General features: G+C 70.2%; 29 protein-coding genes. 15 read left to right on the top strand and 14 right to left on the bottom strand.

Annotated elements, in window-relative coordinates:
- The first annotated feature begins 3 nt into the window (after nt 1-3).
- Both MQH10_RS13365 and MQH10_RS13370 read left to right on the top strand, forming a co-directional pair.
- A complete protein-coding gene (locus MQH10_RS13365; RefSeq protein WP_242564527.1) occupies nt 4-2,691 on the top strand; it encodes a PAS domain-containing hybrid sensor histidine kinase/response regulator in 2,688 nt (895 codons plus the stop codon).
- A gap of 94 nt (nt 2,692-2,785) precedes the next feature.
- Complete coding sequence (locus MQH10_RS13370) at nt 2,786-4,462, top strand: MFS transporter (RefSeq protein WP_242564528.1); 1,677 nt, start codon at nt 2,786-2,788, stop codon at nt 4,460-4,462.
- 6 nt (nt 4,463-4,468) lie between these two features.
- Here the strand turns inward: MQH10_RS13370 and MQH10_RS13375 are convergent, their stop codons facing one another.
- The 3 genes from MQH10_RS13375 to MQH10_RS13385 all read right to left on the bottom strand — a co-directional run bounded on the left by MQH10_RS13375 (nt 4,469) and on the right by MQH10_RS13385 (nt 6,827).
- On the bottom strand, nt 4,469-5,473 hold the full coding sequence (locus MQH10_RS13375; protein WP_242564529.1) for a phosphotransferase: 1,005 nt from the start codon (nt 5,471-5,473) through the stop codon (nt 4,469-4,471).
- A 70-nt stretch (nt 5,474-5,543) separates the two neighbouring features.
- Nucleotides 5,544-6,440: a siroheme synthase gene (locus MQH10_RS13380; RefSeq protein WP_242564530.1), complete on the bottom strand. Its 897-nt coding sequence runs from the start codon at nt 6,438-6,440 to the stop codon at nt 5,544-5,546.
- 30 nt (nt 6,441-6,470) lie between these two features.
- Complete coding sequence (locus tag MQH10_RS13385) at nt 6,471-6,827, bottom strand: c-type cytochrome (RefSeq protein WP_242564531.1); 357 nt, start codon at nt 6,825-6,827, stop codon at nt 6,471-6,473.
- Between the two features lie 133 nt (nt 6,828-6,960).
- On the opposite strand from MQH10_RS13385, the gene MQH10_RS13390 reads away from it, so the two are divergent.
- Both MQH10_RS13390 and MQH10_RS13395 read left to right on the top strand, forming a co-directional pair.
- The gene (locus MQH10_RS13390) at nt 6,961-7,431 is read left to right on the top strand and encodes a (2Fe-2S)-binding protein (RefSeq protein WP_242564532.1); all 471 of its coding nucleotides are present in this window, start codon (nt 6,961-6,963) and stop codon (nt 7,429-7,431) included.
- A gap of 11 nt (nt 7,432-7,442) precedes the next feature.
- Nucleotides 7,443-9,629, top strand: a complete 2,187-nt coding sequence (locus tag MQH10_RS13395) for a xanthine dehydrogenase family protein molybdopterin-binding subunit (protein ID WP_242564533.1) — start codon at nt 7,443-7,445, stop codon at nt 9,627-9,629.
- On the opposite strand, the gene MQH10_RS26430 is transcribed toward MQH10_RS13395, so the two are convergent.
- Genes MQH10_RS26430 through MQH10_RS13410 form a run of 3 tightly spaced genes read right to left on the bottom strand, consistent with a single transcriptional unit; the run spans nt 9,626 to nt 10,836 of the window.
- Nucleotides 9,626-10,012: a type II toxin-antitoxin system RelE/ParE family toxin gene (locus MQH10_RS26430; protein ID WP_272886911.1), complete on the bottom strand. Its 387-nt coding sequence runs from the start codon at nt 10,010-10,012 to the stop codon at nt 9,626-9,628. The genes MQH10_RS13395 and MQH10_RS26430 overlap by 4 nt on opposite strands.
- On the bottom strand, nt 9,909-10,193 hold the full coding sequence (locus MQH10_RS13405; protein WP_242564535.1) for a type II toxin-antitoxin system ParD family antitoxin: 285 nt from the start codon (nt 10,191-10,193) through the stop codon (nt 9,909-9,911). The genes MQH10_RS26430 and MQH10_RS13405 overlap by 104 nt, the downstream gene beginning before the upstream one ends.
- Before the next feature lie 25 nt (nt 10,194-10,218).
- The gene (locus tag MQH10_RS13410; protein WP_242564536.1) at nt 10,219-10,836 is read right to left on the bottom strand and encodes a nucleotidyltransferase family protein; all 618 of its coding nucleotides are present in this window, start codon (nt 10,834-10,836) and stop codon (nt 10,219-10,221) included.
- Between the two features lie 32 nt (nt 10,837-10,868).
- Between MQH10_RS13410 and moaA the strand changes: the two genes are divergently transcribed.
- The 7 genes from moaA to MQH10_RS13445 are packed head-to-tail and all read left to right on the top strand — an operon-like array spanning nt 10,869 to nt 15,371.
- A complete protein-coding gene (gene moaA, locus MQH10_RS13415; RefSeq protein WP_242564586.1) occupies nt 10,869-11,894 on the top strand; it encodes a GTP 3',8-cyclase MoaA in 1,026 nt (341 codons plus the stop codon).
- Between the two features lies 1 nt (nt 11,895).
- Nucleotides 11,896-12,135 (top strand): MoaD/ThiS family protein, encoded by a 240-nt coding sequence (locus MQH10_RS13420; RefSeq protein WP_242564537.1) that lies wholly within the window; start codon nt 11,896-11,898, stop codon nt 12,133-12,135.
- On the top strand, nt 12,132-12,581 hold the full coding sequence (locus MQH10_RS13425) for a molybdenum cofactor biosynthesis protein MoaE (protein ID WP_242564538.1): 450 nt from the start codon (nt 12,132-12,134) through the stop codon (nt 12,579-12,581). Before MQH10_RS13420 ends, MQH10_RS13425 begins: the two co-directional genes overlap by 4 nt.
- A complete protein-coding gene (moaB, locus tag MQH10_RS13430) occupies nt 12,578-13,126 on the top strand; it encodes a molybdenum cofactor biosynthesis protein B (protein WP_242564539.1) in 549 nt (182 codons plus the stop codon). Before MQH10_RS13425 ends, moaB begins: the two co-directional genes overlap by 4 nt.
- The gene (moaC, locus tag MQH10_RS13435) at nt 13,123-13,593 is read left to right on the top strand and encodes a cyclic pyranopterin monophosphate synthase MoaC (protein ID WP_242564540.1); all 471 of its coding nucleotides are present in this window, start codon (nt 13,123-13,125) and stop codon (nt 13,591-13,593) included. Before moaB ends, moaC begins: the two co-directional genes overlap by 4 nt.
- The gene (locus tag MQH10_RS13440) at nt 13,590-14,780 is read left to right on the top strand and encodes a molybdopterin molybdotransferase MoeA (protein WP_242564541.1); all 1,191 of its coding nucleotides are present in this window, start codon (nt 13,590-13,592) and stop codon (nt 14,778-14,780) included. Before moaC ends, MQH10_RS13440 begins: the two co-directional genes overlap by 4 nt.
- Before the next feature lie 24 nt (nt 14,781-14,804).
- Nucleotides 14,805-15,371 carry an NADPH-dependent FMN reductase gene (locus tag MQH10_RS13445; protein ID WP_242564542.1) on the top strand — a complete coding sequence of 189 codons (567 nt, stop codon included), beginning with the start codon at nt 14,805-14,807 and terminating at the stop codon, nt 15,369-15,371.
- A gap of 2 nt (nt 15,372-15,373) precedes the next feature.
- Here MQH10_RS13445 and MQH10_RS13450 read toward each other — a convergent pair whose 3' ends face one another.
- The 4 genes from MQH10_RS13450 to MQH10_RS13465 form a co-directional block, all read right to left on the bottom strand.
- A complete protein-coding gene (locus tag MQH10_RS13450; RefSeq protein WP_242564543.1) occupies nt 15,374-15,895 on the bottom strand; it encodes a helix-turn-helix transcriptional regulator in 522 nt (173 codons plus the stop codon).
- Nucleotides 15,895-16,515 (bottom strand): cytochrome b/b6 domain-containing protein, encoded by a 621-nt coding sequence (locus MQH10_RS13455; RefSeq protein ID WP_242564544.1) that lies wholly within the window; start codon nt 16,513-16,515, stop codon nt 15,895-15,897. The genes MQH10_RS13450 and MQH10_RS13455 overlap by 1 nt, the downstream gene beginning before the upstream one ends.
- On the bottom strand, nt 16,512-16,793 hold the full coding sequence (locus MQH10_RS13460) for a PepSY domain-containing protein (RefSeq protein WP_242564545.1): 282 nt from the start codon (nt 16,791-16,793) through the stop codon (nt 16,512-16,514). The genes MQH10_RS13455 and MQH10_RS13460 overlap by 4 nt, the downstream gene beginning before the upstream one ends.
- Nucleotides 16,794-16,893: 100 nt before the next feature.
- Nucleotides 16,894-17,886, bottom strand: a complete 993-nt coding sequence (locus tag MQH10_RS13465; RefSeq protein ID WP_242564546.1) for an XdhC family protein — start codon at nt 17,884-17,886, stop codon at nt 16,894-16,896.
- Between the two features lie 96 nt (nt 17,887-17,982).
- Here MQH10_RS13465 and MQH10_RS13470 point away from each other — a divergent pair, with 96 nt between their 5' ends.
- The gene (locus MQH10_RS13470) at nt 17,983-18,855 is read left to right on the top strand and encodes an aldo/keto reductase (protein WP_242564547.1); all 873 of its coding nucleotides are present in this window, start codon (nt 17,983-17,985) and stop codon (nt 18,853-18,855) included.
- A gap of 44 nt (nt 18,856-18,899) precedes the next feature.
- On the top strand, nt 18,900-19,610 hold the full coding sequence (locus MQH10_RS13475) for a cytidylyltransferase domain-containing protein (RefSeq protein ID WP_242564548.1): 711 nt from the start codon (nt 18,900-18,902) through the stop codon (nt 19,608-19,610).
- Here MQH10_RS13475 and MQH10_RS13480 read toward each other — a convergent pair.
- On the bottom strand, nt 19,607-20,356 hold the full coding sequence (locus MQH10_RS13480) for an aminoacyl--tRNA ligase-related protein (RefSeq protein WP_242564549.1): 750 nt from the start codon (nt 20,354-20,356) through the stop codon (nt 19,607-19,609). The two genes, MQH10_RS13475 and MQH10_RS13480, sit on opposite strands and share 4 nt — an antisense overlap.
- Nucleotides 20,357-20,723: 367 nt before the next feature.
- Nucleotides 20,724-21,437 carry a monofunctional biosynthetic peptidoglycan transglycosylase gene (mtgA, locus tag MQH10_RS13485; RefSeq protein ID WP_242564587.1) on the bottom strand — a complete coding sequence of 238 codons (714 nt, stop codon included), beginning with the start codon at nt 21,435-21,437 and terminating at the stop codon, nt 20,724-20,726.
- A 270-nt stretch (nt 21,438-21,707) separates the two neighbouring features.
- On the opposite strand from mtgA, the gene MQH10_RS13490 reads away from it, so the two are divergent.
- Complete coding sequence (locus MQH10_RS13490) at nt 21,708-22,373, top strand: nitroreductase (RefSeq protein ID WP_242564550.1); 666 nt, start codon at nt 21,708-21,710, stop codon at nt 22,371-22,373.
- On the opposite strand, the gene MQH10_RS13495 is transcribed toward MQH10_RS13490, so the two are convergent.
- Nucleotides 22,370-23,335 (bottom strand): WD40 repeat domain-containing protein, encoded by a 966-nt coding sequence (locus MQH10_RS13495; protein WP_242564551.1) that lies wholly within the window; start codon nt 23,333-23,335, stop codon nt 22,370-22,372. The two genes, MQH10_RS13490 and MQH10_RS13495, sit on opposite strands and share 4 nt — an antisense overlap.
- 203 nt (nt 23,336-23,538) lie before the next feature.
- Between MQH10_RS13495 and MQH10_RS13500 the strand changes: the two genes are divergently transcribed.
- Nucleotides 23,539-23,970 carry a biopolymer transporter ExbD gene (locus tag MQH10_RS13500; RefSeq protein ID WP_242564552.1) on the top strand — a complete coding sequence of 144 codons (432 nt, stop codon included), beginning with the start codon at nt 23,539-23,541 and terminating at the stop codon, nt 23,968-23,970.
- Between the two features lie 323 nt (nt 23,971-24,293).
- Here the strand turns inward: MQH10_RS13500 and MQH10_RS13505 are convergent, their stop codons facing one another.
- Nucleotides 24,294-25,352, bottom strand: a complete 1,059-nt coding sequence (locus tag MQH10_RS13505) for a CobW family GTP-binding protein (protein ID WP_242564553.1) — start codon at nt 25,350-25,352, stop codon at nt 24,294-24,296.
- Nucleotides 25,353-25,425 lie beyond the last annotated feature (73 nt).

Here is a 25,425-nt window from a genome sequence, read left to right on the forward strand (position 1 = left end):
GACATGGCCGAAGCGCGCAGGGACTGCACGCCGACCGATCGGGCGGGCATGGTGCAATGGCTGTTCGAGAACAGCCGCGAAGTGCTGTTCGTGCTGGGCCCCAACCGCCGCTTCAAGCTGGTCAATCCCGCCTGGCTGCGCACCACCGGCTGGACCGAGGCCGAGGTGATCGGCCGCCCGGCCCGCGACTTCATGCACCCCGACGACCTGCCCGGCATCGAGGCCCACATGGCCCGCGTCGCCGCCGAGGGGATCGGCGACCACACCTCGCGCGTCCTGATGAAGAACGGCGACTGGCGCTGGTTCGAAGGCCGCGCCCAGTTCACCGAGGACGGCCACACCATCGGCATCGTCCGCGACGTGACCGAGGATCGCGCCGCGCGCCTGGAGCTGGAGACCGCGCGCCAGACCCAGCTGATCCTGGCGGAAGCCGCGGGCATCGGGTCCTGGAGCTATGAGCCGGAAGACCGGCGCATCACCTGGTCCGAGGATATCCGCGCCATCACCGGCTACAGCCAGGACGAGATGGAGACGCCGGAGCAGTTCATCGGCCTGCTGCACGCCGACGAGGCCGAGGAGGTTCGGCGCCGGTTCGTTGAAGGCGCGCAGCTGGGCCGGCCCGGGGCCTTCGACCACCGCATGCGCAACAAGAACGGCCGCTGGTCGACCTGGCGCGTCACCTATCTCTGCGAACCGCGCCCGAGCGGCGTCTTCGCCCTGCGCGGCATCTCCCAGGACATCACCGAGCTGACCGCGGCCCACGAGGCGGCCGTGCGCACCAGCCAGCAGATCCGCGGCCTGATCGAAAGCGCCCCGGTCGCGGTGGCCATGTTCGACACCGAGCTGAAATATGTGGTGGCCAGCGGCGCCTGGCGGGCGGCCTTCAGCCTGGATCACCGCCCCTATATCGGCCGCACCCTGCCGGAGGTCTTCCCGACCATCCCGAAGCGCCTGCTGCGCGCCCAGCGCCGGGCCCTGGCCGGCCAGGTGACCTCCAACCAGGAGGACCGCTTCACCGACAGCCAGGGCGTCGCCCACTGGGTGCGCTGGGAGGCCCGGCCGTGGCGCGACGCCTCGGGCGAGATCCGCGGCATGCTGGCCTTTGTCGACGACGTCTCGGCCCTGTCCCTGGCCAAGCGCGAGGCCCAGAGCAATGCGCGTCGCCTGAAGCTGGCGCTCAGCGCCGCCGACGCCGGGGTCTATGAGATCGACCACGTCAACAAGACGTTCTGGGTCTCGCCGGAATTCAAGCGGCTGATCGGGGCGACCAAGAGCTACGAGGACGCGCGCGCCCTGCGTTTTCCGCACTTCCACGAGGACGACATCGAGCGGGTCAAGGCCGCCTTCCGCGAGGTCCGCTCCGGCCAGCGCGCCGGCGGCGACGCGATCGAGGCCCGGATCCACACCCCCTCGGGCGAGGCGCGATGGGTCCGCGTCTTCCACCATCTGAAGATCGACCGGAACGGCCAATGGCTGAAGGGCGTCGGCCTGATCCAGGACATCGACGACCGCAAGCGCCAGGAACTCGCCCTGATCGAGGCCCAGCGCGCGGCCGAGGCGGGCGCGGACGCCAAGGCGGCGTTCCTGGCCAATATGAGCCACGAGATCCGCACCCCGCTGAACGGGGTGATGGGCGTGCTGCACCTGTTGAAGTCCGAGGCCCTGTCCGGCGAAGGGCGCGGCATGCTGGAGGAGGCGCTGTCCTGCGGCCAGATGCTGTCGGAGCTGCTCAACGACGTCATCGACTTCTCGAAGATCGAGGCGGGGCGCCTGGAGCTGACGCCGGAATCCATCGACCCCGCCGCCCTGGCCCAGGGGGTGGCGCATCTGCTGCGGCCCCAGGCCGAGGCCAAGGGCCTGGCCATCCGCCTGGAAGGGTTCGCCGAGATCGGCTGGGTGCGGGCCGACCCCGTGCGGCTGCGCCAGGCCCTGTTCAATCTGGTCGGCAATGCGGTGAAGTTCACCCTTGAAGGCCATATCACCCTGCGGGCCCGCCTGCTGGAGGGCGAGACCCGGCTGCTGCGGATCGAGGTCGAGGACACCGGGGTCGGCATCCCCGCCGAGGCCCAGGCCCGGATCTTCCAGCGCTTCGACCAGGGCGACGCCTCCACCACCCGCCGGTTCGGGGGCTCGGGCCTGGGCCTGGCCATCACGCGGCGCCTGGCCGAGATGATGGGGGGCCGGGTCGGCTTCTCCTCCGTCGAGGGCGAGGGGTCCACCTTCTGGCTGGAGGTCACCGCCCCGCCTGCCGAGGCCGTCGCGGTCGTGCAGGACAGCCGCGAGGCCTTCCTGGCCGGCCTGAAGGTCCTGGTGGTCGAGGACAACCCGACCAACCGGATGATCGCCACCAAGCTGCTCGAGAACCTGGGGGCCAGCGTCGAGACGGCGCCGGACGGCCTGCTGGGCGTCGAGGCCGCCGCGCGCGGGAGCTTCGACCTGATCCTGATGGACGTGCAGATGCCGGGCATCGACGGGCTGGAGGCCGCGCGGCGCATCCGGGCCCTGGCCTGCCCCGCCGCGGCGACGCCGATCGTGGCGCTGACCGCCAACGTGCTGTCGCACCAGCACCAGTCCTATATCGAGGCCGGGATGGACGGGGTGGTGGCCAAGCCGATCTCGCCGGCCGCCCTGCTCACCGAGATCGCGCGGCTGTCGCAGGCGGGGCCGCTCAGGGACGAAGCGGCGGCCTGATCCAAGGCCGCGCGGCGGCCCGAGTCGCCAGCCCCTTTCGCGCAAGGTCTTGCCGGTGTTAGACCTTCCCGCCAGTTCAGGGGGGCATAAACACATGGCCGAAGTCGCCGCACAGTCATCGGAGGCGCCGCTGGAGGGCGCGTCCCTGCGCACCGTGGTCGCCGCGTCATCCGCCGGCACGACCTTCGAGTGGTACGACTTCTTCGTCTTCGGCAGCCTGACCCAGGTCATTTCCAAGACCTTCTTCTCCGGCCTCACCGACACCGCCGGCTATATCGCGGCGCTCGCCCTGTTCGGCGCGGGCTTCGCCTTCCGGCCCCTGGGGGCCCTGGTGTTCGGGCGAATCGGCGACCGGGTTGGGCGCAAGGGCGCCTTCCTGGTGACGGTGATGCTGATGGGCGGCGCGACGGTCGCCATCGGCCTGTTGCCCAGCTACGCCCAGGCCGGCCTGCTGGCGCCGGCCCTGCTGGTCCTGATGCGCATCCTGCAGGGCTTCGCGCTCGGCGGGGAATATGGCGGGGCCGCGATCTATGTGGCCGAGCACGCGCCTTCGAACGGCCGGGGCAACGCCACCAGCTGGGTCCAGACCTCGGCGGCCTTCGGCCTGTTCGGGGCCCTGCTGGTGATCCTGCTGACCCGCCTGATCCTGGGCAAGACCTTCGGCCCCGAGGCCTTCGACGCCTGGGGCTGGCGCATCCCGTTCCTGTTCTCGGCGGGCCTGTTGGCGGTCTCGGTGTTCATGCGCCTGAAGCTCACCGAGAGCCCGGCCTTCGCGAAGATGAAGGAGGACGGCGAGATCAGCCATGCGCCCTTCACCGAGGCCTTCGGCCAGTGGAAGAACCTCAAGCTGGTGCTGATCGCGCTGTTCGCGATCATGTCGGCCCAGGGCGCGGTCTGGTACACGGCCTTCTTCTACGTCCAGACCTTCCTGGACAAGTTCCTGAAGGTGCCGGCCGAAACCATCAACTGGATCATGATGGTCGCCACCGCGGTCAGCGCGATCTTCTATGTGGTGTTCGGCTGGCTGTCGGACCGGATCGGCCGCAAGCCGGTCATGCTGTTCGGCATGTCGCTCATGCTGGTCGCCTATTTCCCCGGCTTCCACGCCCTGACCCAGGCCGCCAATCCGGCGCTGGCCGAGGCCCAGGCCCGCACCCCCGTCGTGGTGGTCGCCGATCCGGCGGAGTGCTCCCTGCAGTTCGACCCCGTCGGCAAGGCGTCCTTCGTCTCGTCCTGCGACATCGCCAAGAGCGTGCTGGCCAACGCCGGCGTCTCCTATGACAACCAGAAGGGCGCGCCGGGGTCGAAGGCCGAGGTGCGGGTGGGATCGTCCGTGGTGACCACGGCCTCGGCCAAGGGGCTGGCCAAGCCCCAGGCCAAGCTGGTCAAGACCAAGGTCGAGGGCGACATCAAGAAGGCCCTGGCGGCCGCCGGCTATCCGGCCAAGGCGGATCCCAAGCGCATGAACCTGCCCCTGCTGTTCGGGGTGCTGTTCGTGTTCGTGATCGCCGCCACCGCCCTGTTCGGCCCGATCGCCGCCTGCCTGGTGGAGCTGTTCCCGACGAAGATCCGCTACACGGCCATGTCCCTGCCCTATCACATCGGCACGGGCTGGATCGGCGGCTTCGTCCCCTTCACCGCCTTCGCCATCGTGGCGGCGGTGGGCAACATCTATTCCGGCCTCTGGTACCCCTTCGGCTTCACCCTGCTGTCGGTGCTGACCTGCCTGTTCTTCCTGCCGGAGACCAATGGCCGGTCTTTGGACCAGTAGGACGGCTCAGGCGGCCAGCACCCTGGCCGCCTGATCGAAGGCCGGGCCGGCCATGCCGTCGCGCGCGGCCGCAAGGTGCGCCTTGCCATAGGTCACCCGACCCTCCCAGGGATCCAGGGCGAAGGCCCCCTCGCTGATGCCCCGATGCAGTTGGCCGAGCGGAGGCGCCTCCAGGTCGGCGAACCGCGCCCCCGGCCGTTCGGCCGCCGCGCCCGACAGGAACATCACGCCGTAGAAGACGTGATTGATCTGGCGCATGAGCTGCAGCCGCGCCGCTTCCTGGGGGGTCGGCTCGCGGTTGAAATAGGTGCGCACGGCCAGGGCCGCCTCGGCCTCGTCGGCGGTGAACATGTTGAGAAGCGCCGCGAGATCCACATAGCGGTCGGTGCGGAACGCCGATTCCCAGTCCACCAGCCAGATCCGGCGACCGTCATAGAGAAGGTTGCGGGGGTTGAGGTCGTTGTGGCTGGAGACCTCGTCCGCCGGCAGCCGGCTGTAGAGCGCGGCGAGCCGGGCGTAGCGGCCGAGCAGGTCGTCCAGAACGCCCTTCGCGAAGATCCCGCCGGCCCGGAAAGGCGCCAGCAGGCTCTCCATAGCGTCGAGATAGCCGACCAGGGGCGGGAAGCCGGGGGTCTGGTGCAGGATCCGGACGGTCTGGGCCAGTTCGACGATCAGGTCGGCCCTCGTCCCCGCATAGTCGGTCGACATCGGACGTTCGGGAATGAAGTCGAGGACCGCCACCCCGTCCTCGGGGTCGGCGCACCAGACCCGCGGCGCCAGGCAGGCTTCCGCCGCGCGGCGCATGCAGCCGTACCAGCGATGCGGGTCGCGAAAGGCGTCGCGGGCGCCCTCGATCCTCAGCACATAGGCGATGCCGCCCACCCGGATCTTGAGGATCAGCGCGCCCGACAGGCCGCCGGACAGCGGGGTGACGCTGTCGAGCACGTCCGTGCCGAAGGCCGCGGTCAGGGCGCGGGCGACGGCGGCGCGATGGATTTCGGGAATGGACATGCAGCGGCTCCAGACGAGGCCGCCGCTTTTACCCGGATAAAATCAGGAGTCAATATTACCCGGATTATATTCAACCCGAGCTCGCCGTCGCCAGGACCTCCACCGGGACCCCGGCCGCCGCCAGGGCCTGGACCTCGCCGGCCGGGATCTGGGCGGCCAGCACCCGGACCACCCGCCGGCCCGAGGCCACCAATTCGGCCAGGTGCTCCGGCCCCGCGTCGCCGGGCGCCAGCCGCTCGGCGTCGCGGCGGGCCATGGCCAGGACCTGGGGATCGGCGCCGGCGTCGATGACCAGCACATCGGCGGCGGCGAGCGCCCGGCTGGCGCGGATGGTCAGGAGGTCGGCGGGGCCGCGGCCGGCGACGTACTGGACCTTGCCGATGGCCTTGGGGCCGCGGGCGATGGCGTCGCGGAACAGCTGCTGGGCCTTGGTCATGTCGCCGGACTGGGCCGCTTCCGCCGCCGCGCCGGACAGGGCCTCGCGCAGGAAGGCGCGGCGGGCGTGCAGCTCGGGGAAGCGGGCGCGGATGTCGTCCTGGAACTTGCGGAACAGGGCCGCGACCCGACCGGCGCCCTCCGGCACGCGCTGCTCGATGTCGTTGCGCAGCATGGTGGCCAGCATGGGCGAGGCGCCGCCGGTGCCGATGGCGGCCACCACCTCGCCGCGGTCGATCACCGCCGGCGTGGTGAAGTCGCAGAGCTGCGGCCGGTCAGCGACATTGACCAGGGCGCGGGCCACCCGGGCGGCGGCGGCGGCGGCCTGGCAGAAGCCCTCGTCCTCGTCGGCGATGAAGGCCAGCATGGCGCCGGAATAGGCGCCGGGCAGCAGGGCCTCGGGCCCCTCGACCCGGACCAGAATGGCCGGCGAACTGGCCAGCAGCCGGTGCTTGGCCTCGGCGGGTTCGCCGGAGCCGGCGATCACCACCTTGCGGCCGGCGAGCGGAAAGAAGGCGGGAAAGGCGTCCAAGGGCCTAACCGCGCGCCGGGGCGGCCGGGCTCATTTCAGGGTCTTCAGATAGCCGATCACCGCCGTGCGGTCGGGGGCGGAGACCACGCCGGCGGTCATGCGCGTGCCCGGCGCGAACTTCGAGGGACTGGCCAGATAGGCGTCGAGATTGGCGTCGGTCCAGGTCCCGTCCTTGCCCTTCAGCCCCGTGGAATAGGCGAAGTCCGCAAGGCTCGCGATCTTGCGGCCGGCCACGCCCGCCAGGCTGGGCGCCATGGGCGAGCTCTTGGCCCCGTGGCAGGTCTTGCATTGCAGCTGAAAGATCTTGGCGCCGTCGGCCGCCTGGGCCGTTCCGGCGACGGCCGCAACCCCCAGGGCGAGGGCGGGCAACCAGGGGTGGCGGGTCATGGGCGTCTCCTGAACCTGTGGTGCGAGGTTAGTCGCATGCGCCCTTGGCCGCAAAGCCGGAACCGATTTACGACGCGAGCTAAACGACGTTAAGATCGACCCATAACCGCCGATACGGGGAGGACGCGAACCCATGGCTACGACGCTTGATGTGAACGGCAAGCCGGTGACGGTGAAGGCCGCGCCAGAAACGCCTCTGCTGTGGGTGTTGCGCGACGAGATCGGTCTGACCGGTCCGAAATTCGGCTGCGGCATCGCCCAGTGCGGCGCCTGCACGGTGCTGGCCGATGGCCAGCCGATCCGCTCCTGCTCCATGCCGATCTCGGGCCTGGCCGGCGTGAAGATCACCACGGTCGAAAGCCTGGGCGGGAACTCCGCCCTGCAGCAGGCCTGGGTGAAGAACGACGTGCCCCAGTGCGGCTATTGCCAATCGGGCCAGCTGATGAGCGCCACGGCGCTGCTCGCCGCCAAGCCCAAGCCGACCGACGAGGACATCGACGCGGCCATGGACGGCAACATCTGCCGCTGCGGGGCCTATCAGCGCATCCGCGCCGCCATCAAGGACGCCGCCGGCATGACGCCCGCCGCGCCCGCCAAAGCCTGAGGGAGGACCGCATGAACGCTCCCGTGAACCCTGAAAACCTGAAGTCGGGCGCCACCCGGCGCGAACTGGTGGTCGGCACGGCCCTGGTCGGCGGCGCCCTCCTGGTCGGCTGCTCGCCCGGCGATCTGCTGTCGATCGGCGCCAAGACCGATTTCGGCGCCTTCGGCCCCTTCATCAAGATCGGCGCCGACGGCGTGGTGACCGTGGTCTCCAAGCACATCGAATTCGGCCAGGGAAACCATGCCGGTCTCGCCGCCATCGCGGCCGAGGAGCTGGACGCCAACTGGTCGACGCTCAAGGTCGAGCAGGCGCCCGCCATCGCCAAGGTCTACGCCAATCTGAAGATGGGCGTGCAGGGCACCGGCGGCTCGTCGGCCATCGCCAACAGCTGGACCCAGCTGCGCCAGGCCGGCGCCTCGGCCCGCGCGATGTTCGTCGAGGCCGCCTCCAACAAGTGGAACCTGCCGGCCGGCGAGATCACCGTGAAGGACGGGGTGGTCGGCCATCCCTCCGGCAAGAGCGCCACCTTCGCCGAACTCCTGCCCGACGCCGCCAAGGTGACGCCGCCCAAGGAGCCCAAGCTGAAGGATCCCAAGACCTTCACCCTGATCGGCACCGACCGCGTGCGCCGCAAGGACGCCCAGGCCAAGAGCGACGGCACCGCCCGCTTCACCCAGGACGTCCACCTGCCCAACATGCTCACCGCCATGGTGGCGCATGCGCCGCGCTTCGGCGCGACGGTGGCGAGCTTTGACGCGACCGAGGCCAAGAAGGTCGCCGGCGTGGTCGATGTGTTCCAGATCCCCTCGGGCGTGGCCGTGGTGGCCGAGAACACCTACGCCGCCCGCATGGGGCGCGAGGCCCTGAAGGTGACGTGGGACGAGTCCAAGGCCGAGAAGCGCGGCTCCAAGGAGCTGACCGCCGCCTATACCGGCTGGGCCGCCGGCAAGGGCGCCCTGCCCGAGAAGACCGCCTGGCAAGGCTTCGAGACCAAGGGCGACTTCGCCCAGGCGCCCAAGGGCGAGCTGTTCGAGGCGACCTACGACTTCCCGTTCCTGGCGCATGCGACCATGGAGCCGATGAACTGCGTGGCCGAGGTCTCGGCCGGCAAGGCCAAGCTGACCTTCGGCTCGCAGATCCCGACCGTCGACCAGCTCAACACCGCCAAGATCGTCGGCATGCTGCCGGGCGCGGTGGAGATCGAGACCCTGTTCGCCGGCGGCTCCTTCGGCCGTCGCGCCAACTTCCAGTCCGACTACGCCGCCGAGTGCGTGCAGATCGCCAAGAAGGTCGGCAAAGGCCGGCCGGTGAAGCTGGTCTGGACCCGCGAGGACGACATGACGGCGGGCTATTTCCGCCCGCTGACCCACCACAATGTGAAGGTGGTGATCGGGGCGGACGGCTATCCCGTCGCCTGGCGCCACCGGATCGTCACCCAGACCCTGATGAAGGGCTCGCCGATCCCCTCCAAGGGGCTGGACGAGACCACGGTCGAAGGGGCCAAGGGCTCGCCCTATCTGAAGGCGATCCCGATCGTCGACGGCCAGGCCCTGCTGCCGGATGTCGGGGTGCCGGTGCTGTGGTGGCGATCGGTGGGCGCGACCCACACCGCCTTCGTCATGGAGCACACCATCGACCAGCTGGCCCGCAAGGCCGGCAAGGACCCGATCGCCTATCGCCTGGCCCTGTACGACAAGGCCGGCGCGACCCGGCACACCGCGGTGCTCAAGCTGGCGGCCGAGAAGGCCGGCTATGACCAGCCGGCCACCGCCGGCTGGACCCGCGGAGTCGCGGTTCACGAATGCTTCGGCACGGTGGTCGCCCAGATCGCCGAGGTGAAGCTGGTGGACGGGGCGCCCAAGGTCGGGCGCGTGGTCACCGCCGTCGATTGCGGCGTCGCCATCTCGCCGGACCAGATCGCCGCCCAGATGGAAGGCGGCACCTGCTACGGCCTGTCGGCGGCGATGTTCGGCCAGATCACCCTCAATAACGGGGTGGTCGAGCAGACCAATTTCGACACCTACCGGGTGCTGCGCAATTCCGAGGCCCCGCACGTCGAGACCTATATCCTGCCCTCCGGCGAGGCCCCCTCGGGCATCGGCGAACCGGGCGTGCCGGTGATCGGCCCGGCGGTGGCCAACGCCATCCTGGCGATCAACGGCCAGGCCACCCACAGCCTGCCGATCGTGAAGGCCTAGGACCCGTCCAGGGCCTCGCCCAGATCCCGGGCGCCGTGGAGGATACGCATGATCTCCACGGCGTCCGGCGCGATCCGGTAAAGGATGAGATAGTTTCCAACCGCCCAGCTTCGGGCGTCAGACGCGATGTCGGGCCGTTCCCGGCCCATTTGCGGAAAGTCGGCGAGTCGCTGTTCGGCGTCGTATATCCGAGTGAGCAACCGGTCCGCAGCGCCTTCGCTGTCCACCGCGATCGACATCCAGATTTCGTCGGCGTCGAGGACCGCTTGTGGCGCCCGCCTAAGCCGCGCCACGCCGCATCTCGGCCAGCCTGCGTCGGTTGCGCGCCAGCATGTCGTCCAGGGGCTCACGCTCAACGGACGGGCCGCTATTGACCGCCTCATCCCAAGCCTGGCGCAGGCGTTCGATCGCGGCCGCCTTGCGTTCCTGCTTCTCAGCGAAGTCGCGCAGGGCGTCGCGGATCACCTCGCTGGAGGACGCGTAGCCGCCGGTGCTCACCGCCGCACGGACGACGTCGGCGAGTTCGCCGGTGAGCGAAATGGAGATCTTCTCTACCTTGGACATCAGCGCCTCCTGGTGCGAAAAAGTACTACCTTTTCGCACCACCGTCGAGATCGCCCCGCTCGTCCACGTCGAACAGCACCCCGTCGTCGGGGGCCTCGACCCGCGCCAGCCGATCGCCCAGGTCCTTGAGAACGGCGCGGGCGCCGGCGTCGCCCTTGAGGATCAGGAGCTGGGGGATCAGGTCGCGGCCGATCAGGGCCGGGTGGCCGCGCTCGCCCTGAAAGACCGGCGCAGCGGCGGGCGCCCCGTCGCGGACGGCCTGGATCAGGGCCTCGGCGATTGCGGGCGGGATGCGCGGCATGTCGCCCAGGAAGACGAAGACGCCCCGGGCGTCCGGGGACAGGGCCGCCGCGGCGGTCCGCAGGGAGGCTCCCATGCCCTCGGCGTGATCGGGCGCATGCACGACCCTGAGCCGCGCCGCCTGGCCCGTCCGGTTGGCATAGGCCTGGACGGCGCGCCCGACCGCCTCGTCGTCGGCGCCGGTCACCACCACCACGCGCGCCACCGGGGCGGCGAAGGCGGCGGCGAGCGCGCCCTCGATCAGCACGCCGTCCCGCCAGGGCGCCAGCAGCTTGCCGCCGCCGAACCGCGTCCCCGACCCGGCCGCCAATAGGATCGCCTCAAATGCGTCGCCCCCTGTCATGGACGGCCCATCCTCTCTATGTTGCCAAGGTGATGACGCCCTACGACGCCCCCTCGCCTCGCGCGCCCGCCCTGATCGACGGGTTCGGCCGCACGGTGACCTATCTGCGGGTCTCGGTCACCGACCGATGCGACCTGCGCTGCGTCTATTGCATGGCCGAGCACATGACCTTCCTGCCAAAGGCCGAGGTCCTGACGCTGGAAGAGCTCGATCGCATCGCCTCGGGCTTTGTCGGCCTGGGCGTGCGCAAGCTGCGCATCACCGGCGGCGAGCCCCTGGTCCGCAAGGGCGTCATGGGACTGATCGAGTCCCTGTCACGGCACCTGCATACCGGCGCGCTCGAGGAGCTCACGCTCACCACCAACGGCACCCGGCTGGCGGAGTTCGCGAGCGACCTCGCCAGGTTCGGGATCCGGCGGATCAATGTGTCCATGGACACCCTGAAGCCCGACCTGTTCCGCAAGCTGACCCGCGGCGGCGACCTCTCCAAGGTGATCGGCGGCATTGATGCGGCGCTGGCCGCCGGCATTGCGGTCAAGGTCAACGCCGTGGCGCTGAAGGACGACAACGCCGCCGAGCTGCCGGACCTGATCACCTGGGCCCATGCGCGCGGCTGCGACATGACCTTGATCGAGGCCATGCCGCTCGGCGAGATCGAGGTCGACCGCACCGACCAGTTCCTGTCGCTGAAGGACGTCCGCCGGACCCTGGAGAGCTTCTGGACCCTGGAGGATTCCGACCACGTCACCGGCGGGCCCGCCCGCTATGTACGGGTCGCCGAGACCGGCGGGCGGCTGGGCTTCATCACGCCCTTGAGCCACAATTTCTGCGAGGCCTGCAACCGCGTGCGGCTGACCTGCACCGGCACCCTGCACACCTGCCTGGGCCGCGAGGACGCCAGCGACCTGCGGGCCGTTCTGCGGGCCGGCGGGACCGACGCCGACCTTATCGACGCCATCCGCCTGGCCGTGGACGCCAAGCCCCAGGGTCATGATTTCCAGATCGTCCGCTCATCGGCCCCGGCCGTGGCGCGGCACATGTCGACCACGGGCGGCTGACATGGCCCGCGTGCTGCTGTTCGGACGCCTCAGCGACATCGCCGGCTGGCATGAGCGCGACCTGGAGGGCGACAGCCTGTTCGCCCTGCGCGCCCGTCTGGCCGAGGAGGACGAGGCGCTGGGCCAGGCCCTGGGCGGCCCCGGGGTGCAGATCGCGCTCGACCAGGAGATCGTCCGCGGCGACGCGGCCGTGACCGCCCGCTCCGAGGTCGCCTTCCTGCCGCCGATGAGCGGCGGATGATCACCCTGACCGACCAGCCCTTCGCGCCCGGCGACCTGCTGACCGCCTTTTCGCAGGGGCGCAGCGAGACCGGCGCCATCGCCACCTTCACCGGCCTGGCGCGCGCCGAGGCCGGCGAGACCCAGGTGCTGGAGCTGCAGGCCTATCCCGGCTTCACCGAGCGCGAGATCGGCAAGATCGCCGATCAGGCCCGCGACCGGTTTGCTCTGCAGGACCTGGCCATCCTGCACCGGGTCGGTCGGATCGCGCCGGGTGAGGCCATCGTGTTCGTGGCCACGGCCGCCAGCCATCGCCGCGCCGCCTTCGAGGCCTGCGACTTCCTGATGGATTATCTGAAGAGCCGGGCGCCGTTCTGGAAGAAGGAGACCGGGCCCGGTGGCGACCGCTGGATCGAGCCCCGCCCCCAGGACCACGCCGACATCGCCCGCTGGGAGACCACCACATGAGCACCATCGCCTTCGGCGGCTATATCGAGGACAGCCTGAAGCTGGTCCCCGTCCGCATCGCGGTCCTGACCGTGTCCGACACCCGCACGGCCGAGACCGACACCTCCGGCGATGTGCTGGCCGGCCGGATCACCGACTACGGCCACGAGCTGGCGGCGCGGGCCATCGTCAAGGACGACATCGGCCAGATTCGGGAACAGGTGAAGGCCTGGATCGCCTCGGGCGAGATCGACGCGATCATCACCACCGGCGGCACCGGCATCACCGGGCGCGACGTCACGGTGGAGGCCCTGGAGCCCCTGTTCGACAAGAAGATCGACGGCTTCTCGGTGATCTTCCACCTGGTCAGCTACCAGTCGGTGGGCCTCTCCACCCTGCAGAGCCGCGCCACCGCCGGCATCATCGGCGGGGTGTTCGTGTTCTGCCTGCCGGGCTCCAACGGCGCCGTGAAAGACGGCTGGGACAAGGTGATCTCCGCCCAGCTCGATAACCGGCACGGCCCCTGCAACATGGTCGAGCTCATGCCCCGGCTGCTGGAGAAATGAGCGGCCTGACCCACATCGACGAGACCGGCCGCGCCCATATGGTCGACGTCTCCGACAAGGCGGCCACGGCCCGCGAGGCCCTGGCCGAGGGTTTCGTGCGGATGGACGCCGCCACCCTGGCCCTGGCCCTGTCCGGCGACGCCAAGAAGGGCGACGTGCGCGCCACGGCCGAGATCGCCGGGATCATGGCCGCCAAGAAGACCGCCGACCTCATCCCGCTCTGCCACCCGCTCGCGCTCAGCAAGGTCGAGGTGCGGGTGACGCCCGGCGAGGGCGGCCTGGCCGTCACCGCCCGGGTGAAGACCACCGGCCCGACCGGCGTGGAAATGGAGGCCCTGACCGCCGTCTCGGTCGCCTGCCTGACCGTCTATGACATGCTGAAGGCCGCCGATAAGGGCATGACCATCGAGACCGTCCGGCTGATGACCAAGTCCGGCGGCAAGTCCGGCGACTGGGTCCGCGCATGAAACTGATGCCGGTCGACCAGGCCCGGGCAGCCATGCTGGCGGAGATCCGCCCCCTGGGGGCCGAGACCCTGGCGCTGAAGTCCGCCATCGGCCGGGTGCTGGCCGAGGATGTGGCCGCCGTCCGCGACCAGCCCCCCTTCACCGCCTCGGCCATGGACGGCTGGGCCCTGCGCAGCGCCGACGCGCCCGGATCCCTGCAGATCGTCGGCGAGAGCGCGGCCGGCCACGGATATGAGACCGCGCTGCGGCCCGGCGAGGCGGTGCGCATCTTCACCGGCGCCGCCTTGCCCGCTGGCGCCGACACCGTGGTGATCCAGGAGGAGGCGACCCGCGAGGGCGATCGCGTCACCGTGCCCGCCAGCCCGCCCGGCGCCCATCTGCGGCCGGCCGGCGTCGATTTCCGCGCCGATCAGGTGCTGCTGACCCGGGGCCTGAGGATCGATCCCTGGCGTCTGTCGCTCGCGGCCTCGGCGGGGCGGGAGATGGTGCTGGTCCATGACCGGCCGCGGGTGGCGATCGTCTCCACCGGCGAGGAGATCGTCGAGGCGCCGGCCCATCCCGGCCCCTTCCAGATCTATGACTCCGGCGCTCCGGCCCTGGCGGCCATGGCGAGCGGCTGGGGCGCAGAGGTCAGCAAGCTGAAGCCGGTCCGCGACCAGCTGGATGCGGTGATCGCGGCGCTCAAGTCCGCCGAGGCCGACCTGATCGTCACGGTGGGCGGCGCCTCGGTGGGCGACCACGATCTGGTCCGGGCGGCGGCCGAGGCCCTGGGGCTGAGCCTCAAGGTCGCCAGCGTCAATGTGCGGCCCGGCAAGCCGACCTTCTTCGGGACCCTGGCGGACGGCCGCCGCCTGCTGGGCCTGCCCGGCAATCCGGCCTCGGCCTTCGTCTGCGCCGAACTGTTCCTGAAACCCTTGATCTGCGCCTATTCCGGCGCCCCGGCCGAGCCCGCCCTGGTCGGCGCCCGCCTGGCCCAGCCCCTGGGCGGCAACGGTCCGCGCGAGCACTGGATGCGGGCCAAGCTCAGCTTCCAGGACGGCGGCCTGATCGCCCAGCCCTATCGCGACCAGGACTCGTCCCTGGTCACCGTCTTCGCCGCCGCCGACGCCCTGTTGCGCCGACCGGGCGGCGCCCCCGCCGCCGCCGCGGGCGATGTGGTCGAGGTCCTGCCTCTGCCCCGCGCCTGATCCTCACCCCAAGGAGCCTCGACCATGACCACCCCCCGGACCGTCGCCGTCATCGTCGGCAGCCTGCGCAAGGGCTCCTTCAGCCGGATCACCGCCAAGGCCCTGGCGGGCCTCGCCCCGGCGAACCTGAAGCTGGAGATCGTCGAGATCGGCGACCTGGCGCTCTATAACGAGGATGTCGAGAAGGAGGGCCCTCCGGCCGCCTGGACGGCCTTCCGCGACCAGGTCCGGGCCGCCGACGCCGTGCTGTTCGTCACCCCGGAATACAACCGCTCGGTCCCGGGCGCCCTGAAGAACGCCATCGATGTCGGCTCGCGCCCCTATGGCAAGAGCTGCTGGGCGGGCAAGCCGGGCGCGGTGGTCAGCGTCTCGCCGGGCGCCATGGGCGCCTTCGGGGCCAATCACCACCTGCGCCAGTCCCTGGTGTTCCTGGACGTGGCGACCCTGCAGCAGCCCGAGGCCTATGTCGGCCACATCGCCACCCTGTTCGACGAGGCGGGCCAGATCACCAATGAGGGGACCAAGGGCTTCCTCACCGGCTTCATGGCCAGTTTCGCGAGCTGGATCGAGGCGGTGCTCGGGCGCGCCTGACCTCAGGCGTCGTCGCGCCCCGGCCGGATGATCGGCGCGGACATCAGGTCTTCGAGAAACAGGCTGGCCAGGGCGGCCCGCGAGTTCACGCCGGCCTTGTCATAAACCCGGGTCAGCTGGGCCCGGACCGTGCCCGCCGCCGATCCCCGCAGCTCGCAGATCTGGGCGATGTCGCAGCCCTTGAGCGCGAAGACGGCGACATCGGCCTCGGCCGGGGTGAGCCGCCACTCCCGAAACCGCTGGGCCATCACCTCGCTCAAGGCGCCCGCGGCGACGGCCAGGGCGGCCCGGCGACGCCGCGCCTCGCGCCACATGCGACGGACCTGAAGCGCGCCGGTCACCACGCCCGCCACCAGGGCCAGGGCGATGATCGCCTCGATCACCACATGCGGGGTCGCGCCGGACGCCCCGATGTCCGCCGTCGCGTCGGCCAGGAAGAACGCCGCGGCGATCGCCTGTAGCGCGACGACGGCGGCGACCGCGGCGGCGCCGCGATCGCCAGGGCAGTGATCGGAGCGGGCCATCAGGCGTCCTTGGGAGCGTCCCCTCCGCCTAGCATCGCCGTGACCACCTGGCGACCGCTTCGGCGCGTCTCGAAGGCGACGCCGGCCAGATGGACGGCCGCCAGGACGAACAGGAGGTTGGCGGCGACCTCGTGGATCTCGCCAATCCCTTCGTCCTCGCCCTCATGCTCCTCCTCGCCGCCCTCCGCCTCGCGGTTGGCCTCGGGACGTCCCGCGACCTCCCCCGCTTCATGGGCCCGCGGGGCCGGCGGAAAGCCGGTCATGGCCACCCCCGTGCCGACGACGACCGCCAGGGTCGCCCAGACCGCATAGACCATCAGGGCGCCCAGGGGATTGTGCGACCGATGCGACGTGCGCCGGCCGGCCAGGATGTCGCGCACGTGCCGGACCGCTGCGGCGGGACTGGGCGGGAAGGCCGTGAACCGCGCTTCCGGCGGGCCGATCAGTCCCCAGGCCAGGCGGAGCGCCAGCAGCGCCCCGGCCGCCAGCCCGACCCAGACGTGCCATTGCGAGCCTTCCTCGGTGATCAGGCCATTGACGACGATCGCGGCGGCGACGCCCCAGTGGGTCAGTCTGACCAGGGGGTCCCAGCGGCGCGGCGGGGCGACGGGGCCGGTCATTCGCGGTCCTTTCCGTCCGCGCCGCGAGGCCGGGTCGTGACCTTGGTGACCTTGCCCGAGACGGGATCGACCCGGAGCTCCAGGCGCTGGGCGGGACTGGAGGCCTTGAGCTCGAGCGCGCCGTCCTCGCGTTCGAACGCGGTCATGCGATAGCCCTGGGCGGCGAGGGCCGTGGTCGCGGCGGGCTTGGTGGTCCCGACCAGGTCGCCGACACGGGTCTGGGCAAGCGCCGGGGTGGCGGCGACGAGCAGGGGGATGAGGAGGAGAGGCAGGCGCATGGGAGCTCCGTTCGATGTGACGGAGCCCAGCCTGGCCCTCTGCAGACCGGCGACCATGGGAGGCGCGCTTACGCCCGGCCGCCTAAGCGCCTGCTTAGGGTCAGGCCGGCTGGACCTTGTCCGTCTTCGACTCCGGGGCGCGGTCGGCGCCGCGGGCGTGGCGCAGGGCCATGATCTCGCCGATCACCGAGACGGCGACCTCCCAGGGCGCCTTGCCGCCGATGTCCAGGCCGATGGGGGCGTGGACCCGCATCAGCACGCTTTCGGCCACGCCCTTGGCCCGTAGGGGGGCCAGGCGTTCCGGCAGGCGGCGGCGGGCGCCCAGCAGGCCGACATAGCCGGCGGCGGACGGCAGGGCGGCGGCGAGCGCCGACTGGTCGAGCTCCAGGCTGTGGGTGGCGATGGCGACGGCTGTCCAGGCGTCGACCCCGATGGCGGCGAGCGCCGCCTGGGGTTCGTCGCGGCGATAGGCGACGCCGGGCAGGGGCGGCGGGGCCTCGGGCCCCTTGGGGCGGACCAGGGTGGTCTCGAAGCCGCTCTGGGCGCCGAGGCCCGCGATGGCCAGCGCCGTGGGGTCGGAGCCGAACACCACCAGCCGCGGGACCGGATCATGACGGCGGACAATGGCCCCCGCCCAGGGCGTGACCGTTCCCGGCGCGGCGCAGCTGCGCTTCACCCCGTCGCTGATCCATTCGACCGGACGCCGCTCGGTCTCGGCCGTCAGCAGGGCGGCGAGCGCCGGATCGTCGGCCTCGACCTTTTCCAGGAAGATCTCGATCCGCGCGCCGCACAGCAGCTGGATGTCGGGCCAGGGGCTGCCGGCCCCATAGACCAGGGTGCGGGGCGCGCCGTCGTCCAGGCAGGCGCGGGCGTGGCCGGCGATGTCGCCCTCCACGCAGCCGCCTGAAAAATAACCGGCGACGATCCCACGAGCGAAAACCATCTGGGTTCCGGGGGGACGCGGCCCTCCGCCCTCGACGGCGGTCAGGGTGGCCAGCACCAGGGGCGTTTTCCCTTGCTGGGCTTGGCGCAGGGCGGGGCGCACATCCTCGGCCATGCCGAACAGGGGCCACTCGGGCAGGGTCTCGATCATCGACTGAGCTTAACTCCCCGGAAAGGTTACAGACACCGGTTCTTTAGGCCTTTGCGTCTAGATGGGGGCTCACAGGGTTCGCATCCAGCGTTGTTGATGACCTCACCGCTTACCAAACTCGGCATCGGCTCCGGCCAGTTCGCCCTCGACCAGGCCAGCGTCCGCGGACGTCCGCGCTCGGCCGAGGTCCGCGACATGCTGGAGATCGCCGCGCGCTCGCGACTGTCCGTGTTGGACATCGCCGGGCACTCGCCCCAGGCCGACGGCGCGCTCGCCGACGTCCTGCCGCGCCCCAATCCTTTTGACGTCTGCATCTCGACCGTTCGCGCCGACCGCGGCCCCGACCTGGTCGAGGCCGAAGCCCGCGCCGCCCTGCGCCGGCTGGGCGTCGACCAGGCCGAATGCATCTTCGTGCCCTCGGCCTCCGAGCTGTTCGGCCCCCATGGCCTGGCCATGTGGGACCGCCTGCGCGCCCTGAAGGACCAGGGCGTCACCCGCAAGATCGGCGTCTCGGTCTTCGCCTCCGACGATCCGCTGGGCGTCGCCCGCCGGTTCCGCCCGGACGTGGTCCAGGCGCCGGCCAGCCTGCTCGACCAGCGGCTGATCGTCGACGGCACGCTCGCGGCCATCGCCGAGATGGGCATGCAGGTCCACCTGCGCTCGATCTTCCTCAACGGCCTCTTGCTGCTGCCGCCGGACCGCGCGCCCAATCATCTGAAGGCCGCCGCCGCCCGCATCTCGCGCGCCCGCCGGCTGATCGCCGAAGGCAAGAGCGACCCGCTGCAGGCCGCCCTGGGCTTCGCCCTGTCCCGTCCCGAGGCCCACACCGTGCTGGTGGGCGTGGCCTCGGCCGCCGAACTCAATGCGGTGATCGCCGCCGCCGCCAATCCGCCCCCGGATCTCGACTGGGACGAGATGGCGATCGACGATCCCGTCGCCCTCGATCCCCGCGCCTGGGCCGCCGCCTAAAGGCCGCCCACGGCACGGGTAAGGCGCTCAGAAGGAGCCCGCCCGTGATCCTCGCCATCCTGCAAGCCCGCATGACCTCGCCCCGCCTGCCCGGCAAGGCGATGGCCCCCCTGCGCGGCGAACCTATGATCTGGCGCCAGGTGGAGCGCATCCGCCAGGCCCGCTGCCTGACCAAGCTGGTGGTCGCCACCAGCGGCGAGGCGGTGGACGATCCGCTCGCCAGCTTCCTGGTCTCCCGCGGCCAGACCGTGTTCCGCGGCGCCTCGGAGAACCTGTCACGCCGTTTCATGCGATGCGTGGAGGCCGCCGGCCCCGTACGCCATGTGGTTCGGCTGAAGGGCGACAGCGCCTTTGTCGATCCCGGCCTCATCGACGAGACCATCCGCCTGGCCCTGGCCTCGCGCGCCGACTACGTCTCCAACCGCGTCCAGCAGACCTATCCCAAGGGGCTGGAGGTCGAGGTGGTCACCGCGCAGGCCCTGGCCCGCACGACGGCGGAGGTCGACGAGGCCACGGCCGCCGGGACCTCGCCGCTCGCCCAGATCCGCGCCCGGCCCGACCGCTATCCCCAGGCCCATGTCCTGGCCCGGCGCGATCTGTCCAACCTCGACTGGCGGGTGAAGACCGCCGCGGACATGGCCTTCGCCCGCGGGGTCTATGACGCCCTCTATCCGGCCGATCCGGGTTTTTCCCTGGAAGACGTGCTAGGCGTCCTCCAGGGCCGCCACGACCTGGCGGAGTGGGCCGCGGCCTAGCGGTCCGCCGCCAGGCTCCAGTTGTAGACGCAGCGGTCGAGGCCGATGGCGATCTCCAGCACCTTCACCTCGACCTCGCGGACCTGGCCCGCCTTGCCGGTGAAGCGCGCGCGCTCGGGAAAGTCGGTGCGCCGGGAGATCGAAGCGATCTCCATCCACTTGTCGCCATTGTCGACCTCCACATCCATGGTGATCTCGGAATAGGCCGGCAGCCGGTCGGAGGGGACGACCCGGGCCGGCAGGCCGGTCAGGGTCGTGATCATCCGCCGAACCGGCTCCAGCACGCCCGCGTGATAGTCATTGGCCGTGTCGGCGGCGTAGGCGCACTGGAACTCCTGCTGCCAGAACTCCTTCAGCCGCATGTGGCGGGTGGTCTGGTCCTGTTCGCGGCGGAAGGACTTGCCCGCCTGCCAGACGCAGAGCGGCAGCCGCACGCCGGTGTGGGCGCCCAGGAGGTGCTGCATATAGGCATAGGTCGAGGGCGTGGTCTCCGGCCGCAGGACGAGCTCCAGGTCGTGCGGGCTGAGCTGCTGCTGCACGAAGACGTCGTCCTCGCCATAGGCCTCGGAGATCAGGGCGCGGGGGGTCAGCAGCGGCGCCTCGACCCGGCGGATATCCCAGGCGGGGTTGGCGGATTTCAGGTGGGCCGAGATCTCGGCGGCGAAGTGGGCGAGCATCATGTCGCGCACGCGGATATCGCGGTCGGTCCAGTGGACCAGGCCGTTGGCGGCATAGAGGGACAGCACGGAAAGCTTCCTTGAGATAGGTCGATGAGGTCTGGGGTTCGGGCTTTACGTCTCCGGCGAGGCGGAGACCGTCAGGCGCAAGGGCCCCGTTCCGCGCTTATCCGAAGACGCGCAGACCTCGGCCGCCGGACGCGAAGCGCGTCGGCTGGGCGGCGACATTCATCTGGGTACGCAGGGCGACCATGGGCTGAATCTGATCGAAGGCGTCGGAAATGACAAGCGGATCCTTCTCCTCGCCCCGCTTGCGGGGAGAGGTCGGGTGAGGGGCGCGGCGCGCAGCGGCGCGTCGTTCGGCGGCTCGGCGTGGGGGCGAGGCTGCAATCCCCTCACCCCAACCCTCTCCCCGTGAACGGGGCGAGGGAGCCCTTTACAGCACGCACTCCGCCCCGCCCTCGCGGCGGACGACGCCGGCGGCCTTGGTGATGCGGCCCGAGCGGCGCTGGACGTAGGGGCCCGGGGCGGCGGCGCGCCACTTCAGCGGGCTGGGCAGGATGGCGGCCAAGCGGGCGGCCTGGGCGCTGTTCAGGTGGTCGGCGCCCACCCCGAAGTTCTTCTGGGCGGCGGCTTCGGCGCCATAGACGCCCGGCCCCCATTCGACGCTGTTGAGATAGACCTCCATGATCCGGGGCTTGCCCCAGAGCACCTCGATCAGGACGGTGAAATAGGCCTCCAGCCCTTTGCGCACATAGGAGCGGCCCGGCCAAAGGAAGACGTTCTTGGCGGTCTGCTGGCTGATCGTCGAGCCGCCGCGGATACGCTTCGAGCGCTCGTTATGGGCCATGGCCTTTTCCATGGCCTCGAAGTCGAAGCCGTGATGGTCGCAGAACTTGGCGTCCTCGGCGGCGATCACCGAGCGGGCCAGGGTTGGGGAGATGGCGTTCAGCGGCACCCATTTGCGATGGAAGCCCTGGCCCTCGAACAGCCGCTGGACCATCAGCCAGGTGATCGGCGGCGGGACGACCCGATAGATCGCCACGGTGAGGACCGGCCCGACCAGGCCGAAGATCACGAACAGCATGACGAAGGCCCGGCCGATCCGGCGCAGCAGGCCAGGCCGCTTCGGACCGTCGTCGGCGCGCATGTCGAGCTTGGGCGCCTCGAGATCGGGGGTCGCCTCGGGCGGCGGGGCCGGCGCGAGCGACAGATCGCCCAGCCCCGCGGCCTGGCCGTCCCAGCCAGATCCGGACTCCAGGCTGGTCAGCCTCAGTCCGTCTGAGGAGCCCAGGGGGTGTTGAGAGTCCTTGGGCGCGCGGGGTTCGTTCAAGTTTTCTAGCCTTGCCTTGACCTGGAGACCCAGTGCTACCGATGCCCCCTGCCCGGTCAAGCGGGCGCGCGAGCGAAGGGATGAGACATGAACGTAAGCGAAGCGGTTGAACGAAGGATGTCCATCCGGGCCTTCAAGCCGGACACGCCGCCCGCCGCCGTGGTGCGCGAAATCCTCGAGCGGGCCGACCGCGCGCCGTCCGGCGGCAATCTTCAGCCCTGGCGGGTCTATGCCCTGGCCGGATCGGCCCTGGCCGAGCTGAAGGCCAAGGTCGCGGCCAATCCCTTCGGCGAAGAGCCCGAATACGACGTCTATCCGCCCAATCTCTGGGACCCCTTCCGCACGCGGCGGTTCCAGAACGGCGAGGACCTCTACGCCACCATTCCGATCCCCCGCGAGGACAAGGCCGCGCGCCTGCGCCAGCTGGCCCGCAACGGCGAGCTGTTCGGCGCCCCCGTCGGCCTGTTCTTCTGCCTGGATCGCAAACTCGGCCCGCCCCAGTGGTCGGATGTGGGTATGTACATGCAGACCGTCATGCTGCTGGCCACCGAGCGCGGCCTGGACACCTGCGCCCAGGAATATTGGGCGCGCTATCCCAAGACGGTGGCCGAGACCCTGAACCTGCCCGAGGACCACATGCTGTTCTCCGGCATGGCCCTGGGCTGGCGCGATGAGACGGCGCCGATCAACACCCTGCGCTCAGCCCGCGACCCGTTCGAGGTCTGGGCGGAGATGAAGGGCTTCGAGGCCTAGATCGTCGCCACGCCCGCGCCGCCGTCCTCGTCGCCCCAGGCGAGGCGGCCGGCGTCGGGGCTGATGGTGAGCGCGGTGATCGGCGGGCCCTTGTCGGCCTTGAGCATGTCGATCTTCTGGGTGGCGAGGTCACAGACCCAGACCCGGCCGTCCTCGAGACCGCCGGCCACCTTCTGGCCGTTCACGGCCGCGGCGACCCTTGCGACCATGGTCGACTGGTCGAAGCCGATCTCGGCGGCCTGCTTGCCCAGGGGCCCGGTCGCGCCGGCGAAGGGCCAGACCACCGCGCCATTGGCGCCGGAGGTGGCCAGCATCTGGCCCTTGGCCATGAAGGCCAGGCTCTTCACCTTGGCCGGATAGCCGCCCATCTTCAGATTCTTGTCGTCGGCGACCCGCCAGCCGTGCAGCTGGTTCTCCTGCATGGCCGACATGAGGAACTTGCCGTCCGGGCTCCAGGCCAGCGCCACGTGGCTGCCGGCCCATTTCAGCACCACCGGCTTCTGTTCGGCGATGCGCGCGTACCAGAGCCAGGCCCCGCCATAGGTCGCCGTGGCGATTCGCCGCCCTTTGGGATCGAAGGCCAGATCCGCCACGCTGCGCTCGTGGACGAAGGTGCGCGTGAAATCGGCGTCGGCTGCATCGCGAACGATCAGCTCCTTGCCGGCCGCGAAGGCGTAGAGCTTGGACTCGGCGCTGGCGGCCACCGCCTCGATCCAGCGGCCCTTCAGGCGCAGGATTTCCTGGCTGCCCTCGGCCGTCGTCCAGACCAGGCGGCCGTCGTCGCCGCCGGTCAGAATCCCTTGGCCGGACGGGTGCGGACAGGCGCAGAGCACGGCGCCCTCATGGGCGGGGAAGCTCTTGCCGTCCTCCAGGCGGACCGTGCCGTCGCCCAGGGCGAACAGGACCTGGCCGGTGCGGTCGAAGACGGCGGCGGTGACATAGGCGTCGAAGTCAAAGCTCATGCGAACCCCATAGACGGCGAACAAGGGTCTTGGCGAGAGCCCGCAGGCGCCCAGGATTTCGCGCCCTGGGAGAGTTCCTGGGGCAGGCCGTCGATCCTGACGCCCGGCCGACGCGGTTGGGGCTTTACATTCGCGAATTGATTGGCGATGGGTGTCGTCGACGGCGGGCGCGCGATTGCGCCTCCTATGGGAAGGAATTGCATATGGGTGCGAAGCTGGGCGGCGGGGGCGGCGGCAAGTTCGACCTCGGCCAAAACAGCGAGATCAACGTCACGCCTTTCGTGGACGTGATGCTGGTGCTCCTCATTATTTTCATGGTGTCCATCCCGGCCGCCACGGTTTCGATCAAGCTCGACCTGCCGCCGGCCGTTCCGCCGCCGCCGGGCGCGAAGATTGAAGAACCGACCGTCATCAATATCCAAGGTGGCGGCGGCATCTTCATCGGCGAAGCGGCGACCTCGGTCGCCACCCTGCCGGCGGACCTGGCCCGCAAGCTGAACAAGCCGGATCCGACCCAAGAGCGCGTCTACATCCGCGCCGACCGGACGGTCCGCTACGGCGACTTCATGACCGTCATGAACACGCTGCAAGGCAACGGCTACTTCCAGGTCGCCCTGATCAACGAAGACCTCTAAGGCCTTCGGACCAGACATCGAAAAGCCCGCTCGGAGCGATCCGGGCGGGCTTTTTGCTGTCTGAAATTCCCTCCCCTGAATGCGCAGGGCTACCGCAGAGGAAATAGGCCCCAGGTCGGCTCCGCTCAGTTGCTCCCCTCTTGGGGGAGCTGCCACCCGAATGGGTGGCTGAGGGGGACCTTGATGAACTTCTTTGGGCGGCTTGAACCTCAGCAGAGAGAGTCAAAGTCCCCCTCAGCCCCTCCGGGGCAGCTCCCCCAGCGGGGGAGCAACTTGGCGGGCCTCATACGCCACAGCCCTCCCCTTCATGGGGAGGGAGATATTCAGGCCGCGCAGGCCTCGAAGCCGGCCTTGAGCTTGGCCTCGTCGAGATTGCGGCCGATGAAGACCATGCGGCTGAAACGCGGTTCGCCGTCCTTCCAGTCGCGCTGGAAGTCACCCTCCAGGATCATGTGCACGGCCTGGAACACCAGGCGGCGGTTCTCGCCGGCCACGTCGAGAATGCCCTTGGCCCGCAGGATGTCAGGGCCCTGGGCCTGGAGGACGTCGTTCAGCCAGGCGGTGACCCGGGCGCCGTTCAGCGGCTTGTCGAAGGTCAGCGAGATCCCCCGGATGCCCGCGTCGGCCACATGGTCGTGATGGTGATGATCGTGATCATGGCCGTGGTGATCGTGGTCATGCCCATGATGGTCGTGGTCGCAGTCCTCGTCATGGACATGGCCCGGCTCCCCGTGGGCGGGATTGAGGAATTCCGGCTGCAGCTCGGTGATGCGGTCGAGATCGAAGCCGCCGCGGCCGAGGATCAGCTCCAGCGGCACATTCGAGCGCTGGGCGCGGTGGATGGGGGCCAGCGGGTTCAGCCGGCGGATGCGGGCCTCCACGTCGCGCAGCTGGGCCTCGGTCACGAGGTCGGTCTTGTTCAGCACGATCTGGTCGGCGAAGGCCACCTGTTCGACGGCCTCCTTGGAGTCCGACAGGCGCAGGGGCAGGTGCATGGCGTCGACCACGGTGGTGACGCTGTCCAGCCGGGTCTTGGCGCGGACGTCGTCGTCCACGAAGAAGGTCTGGGCCACGGGGCCGGGGTCGGCCAGGCCGGTGGTCTCGACGATGATGGCGTCGAACCCGCCCTTGCGCTTCATCAGGCCCGAGAGCACCCGGATCAGGTCGCCGCGCACCGTGCAGCAGACGCAGCCGTTGTTCATCTCGAACACTTCCTCGTCGGCGCCGACGATCAGCTCGTTGTCGATGCCGACCTCGCCGAACTCATTGACGATGACGGCGTAGCGCTTGCCGTGATCCTCGCTGAGGATGCGGTTGAGCAGGGTGGTCTTGCCGGCGCCGAGATAGCCGGTGAGGACGGTGACGGGGGTCTTTTCGGTCATGGGGCGTATCTAGTCACTCAGAACGATCTAGGGAACAGGTCGCGGCGCCAAGGCGCCTCGGGAACCGCTTGAC

Origin of the sequence: Phenylobacterium aquaticum, assembly GCF_022695515.1 — a bacterium.
GTDB classification, from domain to species: domain Bacteria; phylum Pseudomonadota; class Alphaproteobacteria; order Caulobacterales; family Caulobacteraceae; genus Phenylobacterium; species Phenylobacterium aquaticum.

What these genes read in the sequence shown, in the direction of transcription:
- MQH10_RS13455 (WP_242564544.1), bottom strand. Translation starts at nt 16,515, where the DNA reads ATGACCGGCCCCGTCGCCCCGCCGCGCCGCTGGGACCCCCTGGTCAGA.
- MQH10_RS13440 (WP_242564541.1), top strand. Translation starts at nt 13,590, where the DNA reads ATGAAACTGATGCCGGTCGACCAGGCCCGGGCAGCCATGCTGGCGGAG.
- MQH10_RS13460 (WP_242564545.1), bottom strand. Translation starts at nt 16,793, where the DNA reads ATGCGCCTGCCTCTCCTCCTCATCCCCCTGCTCGTCGCCGCCACCCCG.
- MQH10_RS13395 (WP_242564533.1), top strand. Translation starts at nt 7,443, where the DNA reads ATGAACGCTCCCGTGAACCCTGAAAACCTGAAGTCGGGCGCCACCCGG.
- MQH10_RS13465 (WP_242564546.1), bottom strand. Translation starts at nt 17,886, where the DNA reads ATGATCGAGACCCTGCCCGAGTGGCCCCTGTTCGGCATGGCCGAGGAT.
- MQH10_RS13405 (WP_242564535.1), bottom strand. Translation starts at nt 10,193, where the DNA reads ATGTCCAAGGTAGAGAAGATCTCCATTTCGCTCACCGGCGAACTCGCC.
- MQH10_RS13450 (WP_242564543.1), bottom strand. Translation starts at nt 15,895, where the DNA reads ATGGCCCGCTCCGATCACTGCCCTGGCGATCGCGGCGCCGCCGCGGTC.
- MQH10_RS13410 (WP_242564536.1), bottom strand. Translation starts at nt 10,836, where the DNA reads ATGACAGGGGGCGACGCATTTGAGGCGATCCTATTGGCGGCCGGGTCG.
- MQH10_RS13365 (WP_242564527.1), top strand. Translation starts at nt 4, where the DNA reads ATGGCCGAAGCGCGCAGGGACTGCACGCCGACCGATCGGGCGGGCATG.
- MQH10_RS13390 (WP_242564532.1), top strand. Translation starts at nt 6,961, where the DNA reads ATGGCTACGACGCTTGATGTGAACGGCAAGCCGGTGACGGTGAAGGCC.
- MQH10_RS13420 (WP_242564537.1), top strand. Translation starts at nt 11,896, where the DNA reads ATGGCCCGCGTGCTGCTGTTCGGACGCCTCAGCGACATCGCCGGCTGG.
- MQH10_RS13425 (WP_242564538.1), top strand. Translation starts at nt 12,132, where the DNA reads ATGATCACCCTGACCGACCAGCCCTTCGCGCCCGGCGACCTGCTGACC.
- MQH10_RS13495 (WP_242564551.1), bottom strand. Translation starts at nt 23,335, where the DNA reads ATGAGCTTTGACTTCGACGCCTATGTCACCGCCGCCGTCTTCGACCGC.
- MQH10_RS13470 (WP_242564547.1), top strand. Translation starts at nt 17,983, where the DNA reads ATGACCTCACCGCTTACCAAACTCGGCATCGGCTCCGGCCAGTTCGCC.
- MQH10_RS13370 (WP_242564528.1), top strand. Translation starts at nt 2,786, where the DNA reads ATGGCCGAAGTCGCCGCACAGTCATCGGAGGCGCCGCTGGAGGGCGCG.
- MQH10_RS13385 (WP_242564531.1), bottom strand. Translation starts at nt 6,827, where the DNA reads ATGACCCGCCACCCCTGGTTGCCCGCCCTCGCCCTGGGGGTTGCGGCC.
- MQH10_RS13500 (WP_242564552.1), top strand. Translation starts at nt 23,539, where the DNA reads ATGGGTGCGAAGCTGGGCGGCGGGGGCGGCGGCAAGTTCGACCTCGGC.
- MQH10_RS13375 (WP_242564529.1), bottom strand. Translation starts at nt 5,473, where the DNA reads ATGTCCATTCCCGAAATCCATCGCGCCGCCGTCGCCCGCGCCCTGACC.
- moaC (WP_242564540.1), top strand. Translation starts at nt 13,123, where the DNA reads ATGAGCGGCCTGACCCACATCGACGAGACCGGCCGCGCCCATATGGTC.
- MQH10_RS13445 (WP_242564542.1), top strand. Translation starts at nt 14,805, where the DNA reads ATGACCACCCCCCGGACCGTCGCCGTCATCGTCGGCAGCCTGCGCAAG.
- moaB (WP_242564539.1), top strand. Translation starts at nt 12,578, where the DNA reads ATGAGCACCATCGCCTTCGGCGGCTATATCGAGGACAGCCTGAAGCTG.
- MQH10_RS13505 (WP_242564553.1), bottom strand. Translation starts at nt 25,352, where the DNA reads ATGACCGAAAAGACCCCCGTCACCGTCCTCACCGGCTATCTCGGCGCC.
- moaA (WP_242564586.1), top strand. Translation starts at nt 10,869, where the DNA reads ATGACGCCCTACGACGCCCCCTCGCCTCGCGCGCCCGCCCTGATCGAC.
- MQH10_RS26430 (WP_272886911.1), bottom strand. Translation starts at nt 10,012, where the DNA reads ATGAGGCGGTCAATAGCGGCCCGTCCGTTGAGCGTGAGCCCCTGGACG.
- mtgA (WP_242564587.1), bottom strand. Translation starts at nt 21,437, where the DNA reads ATGCGCGCCGACGACGGTCCGAAGCGGCCTGGCCTGCTGCGCCGGATC.
- MQH10_RS13490 (WP_242564550.1), top strand. Translation starts at nt 21,708, where the DNA reads ATGAACGTAAGCGAAGCGGTTGAACGAAGGATGTCCATCCGGGCCTTC.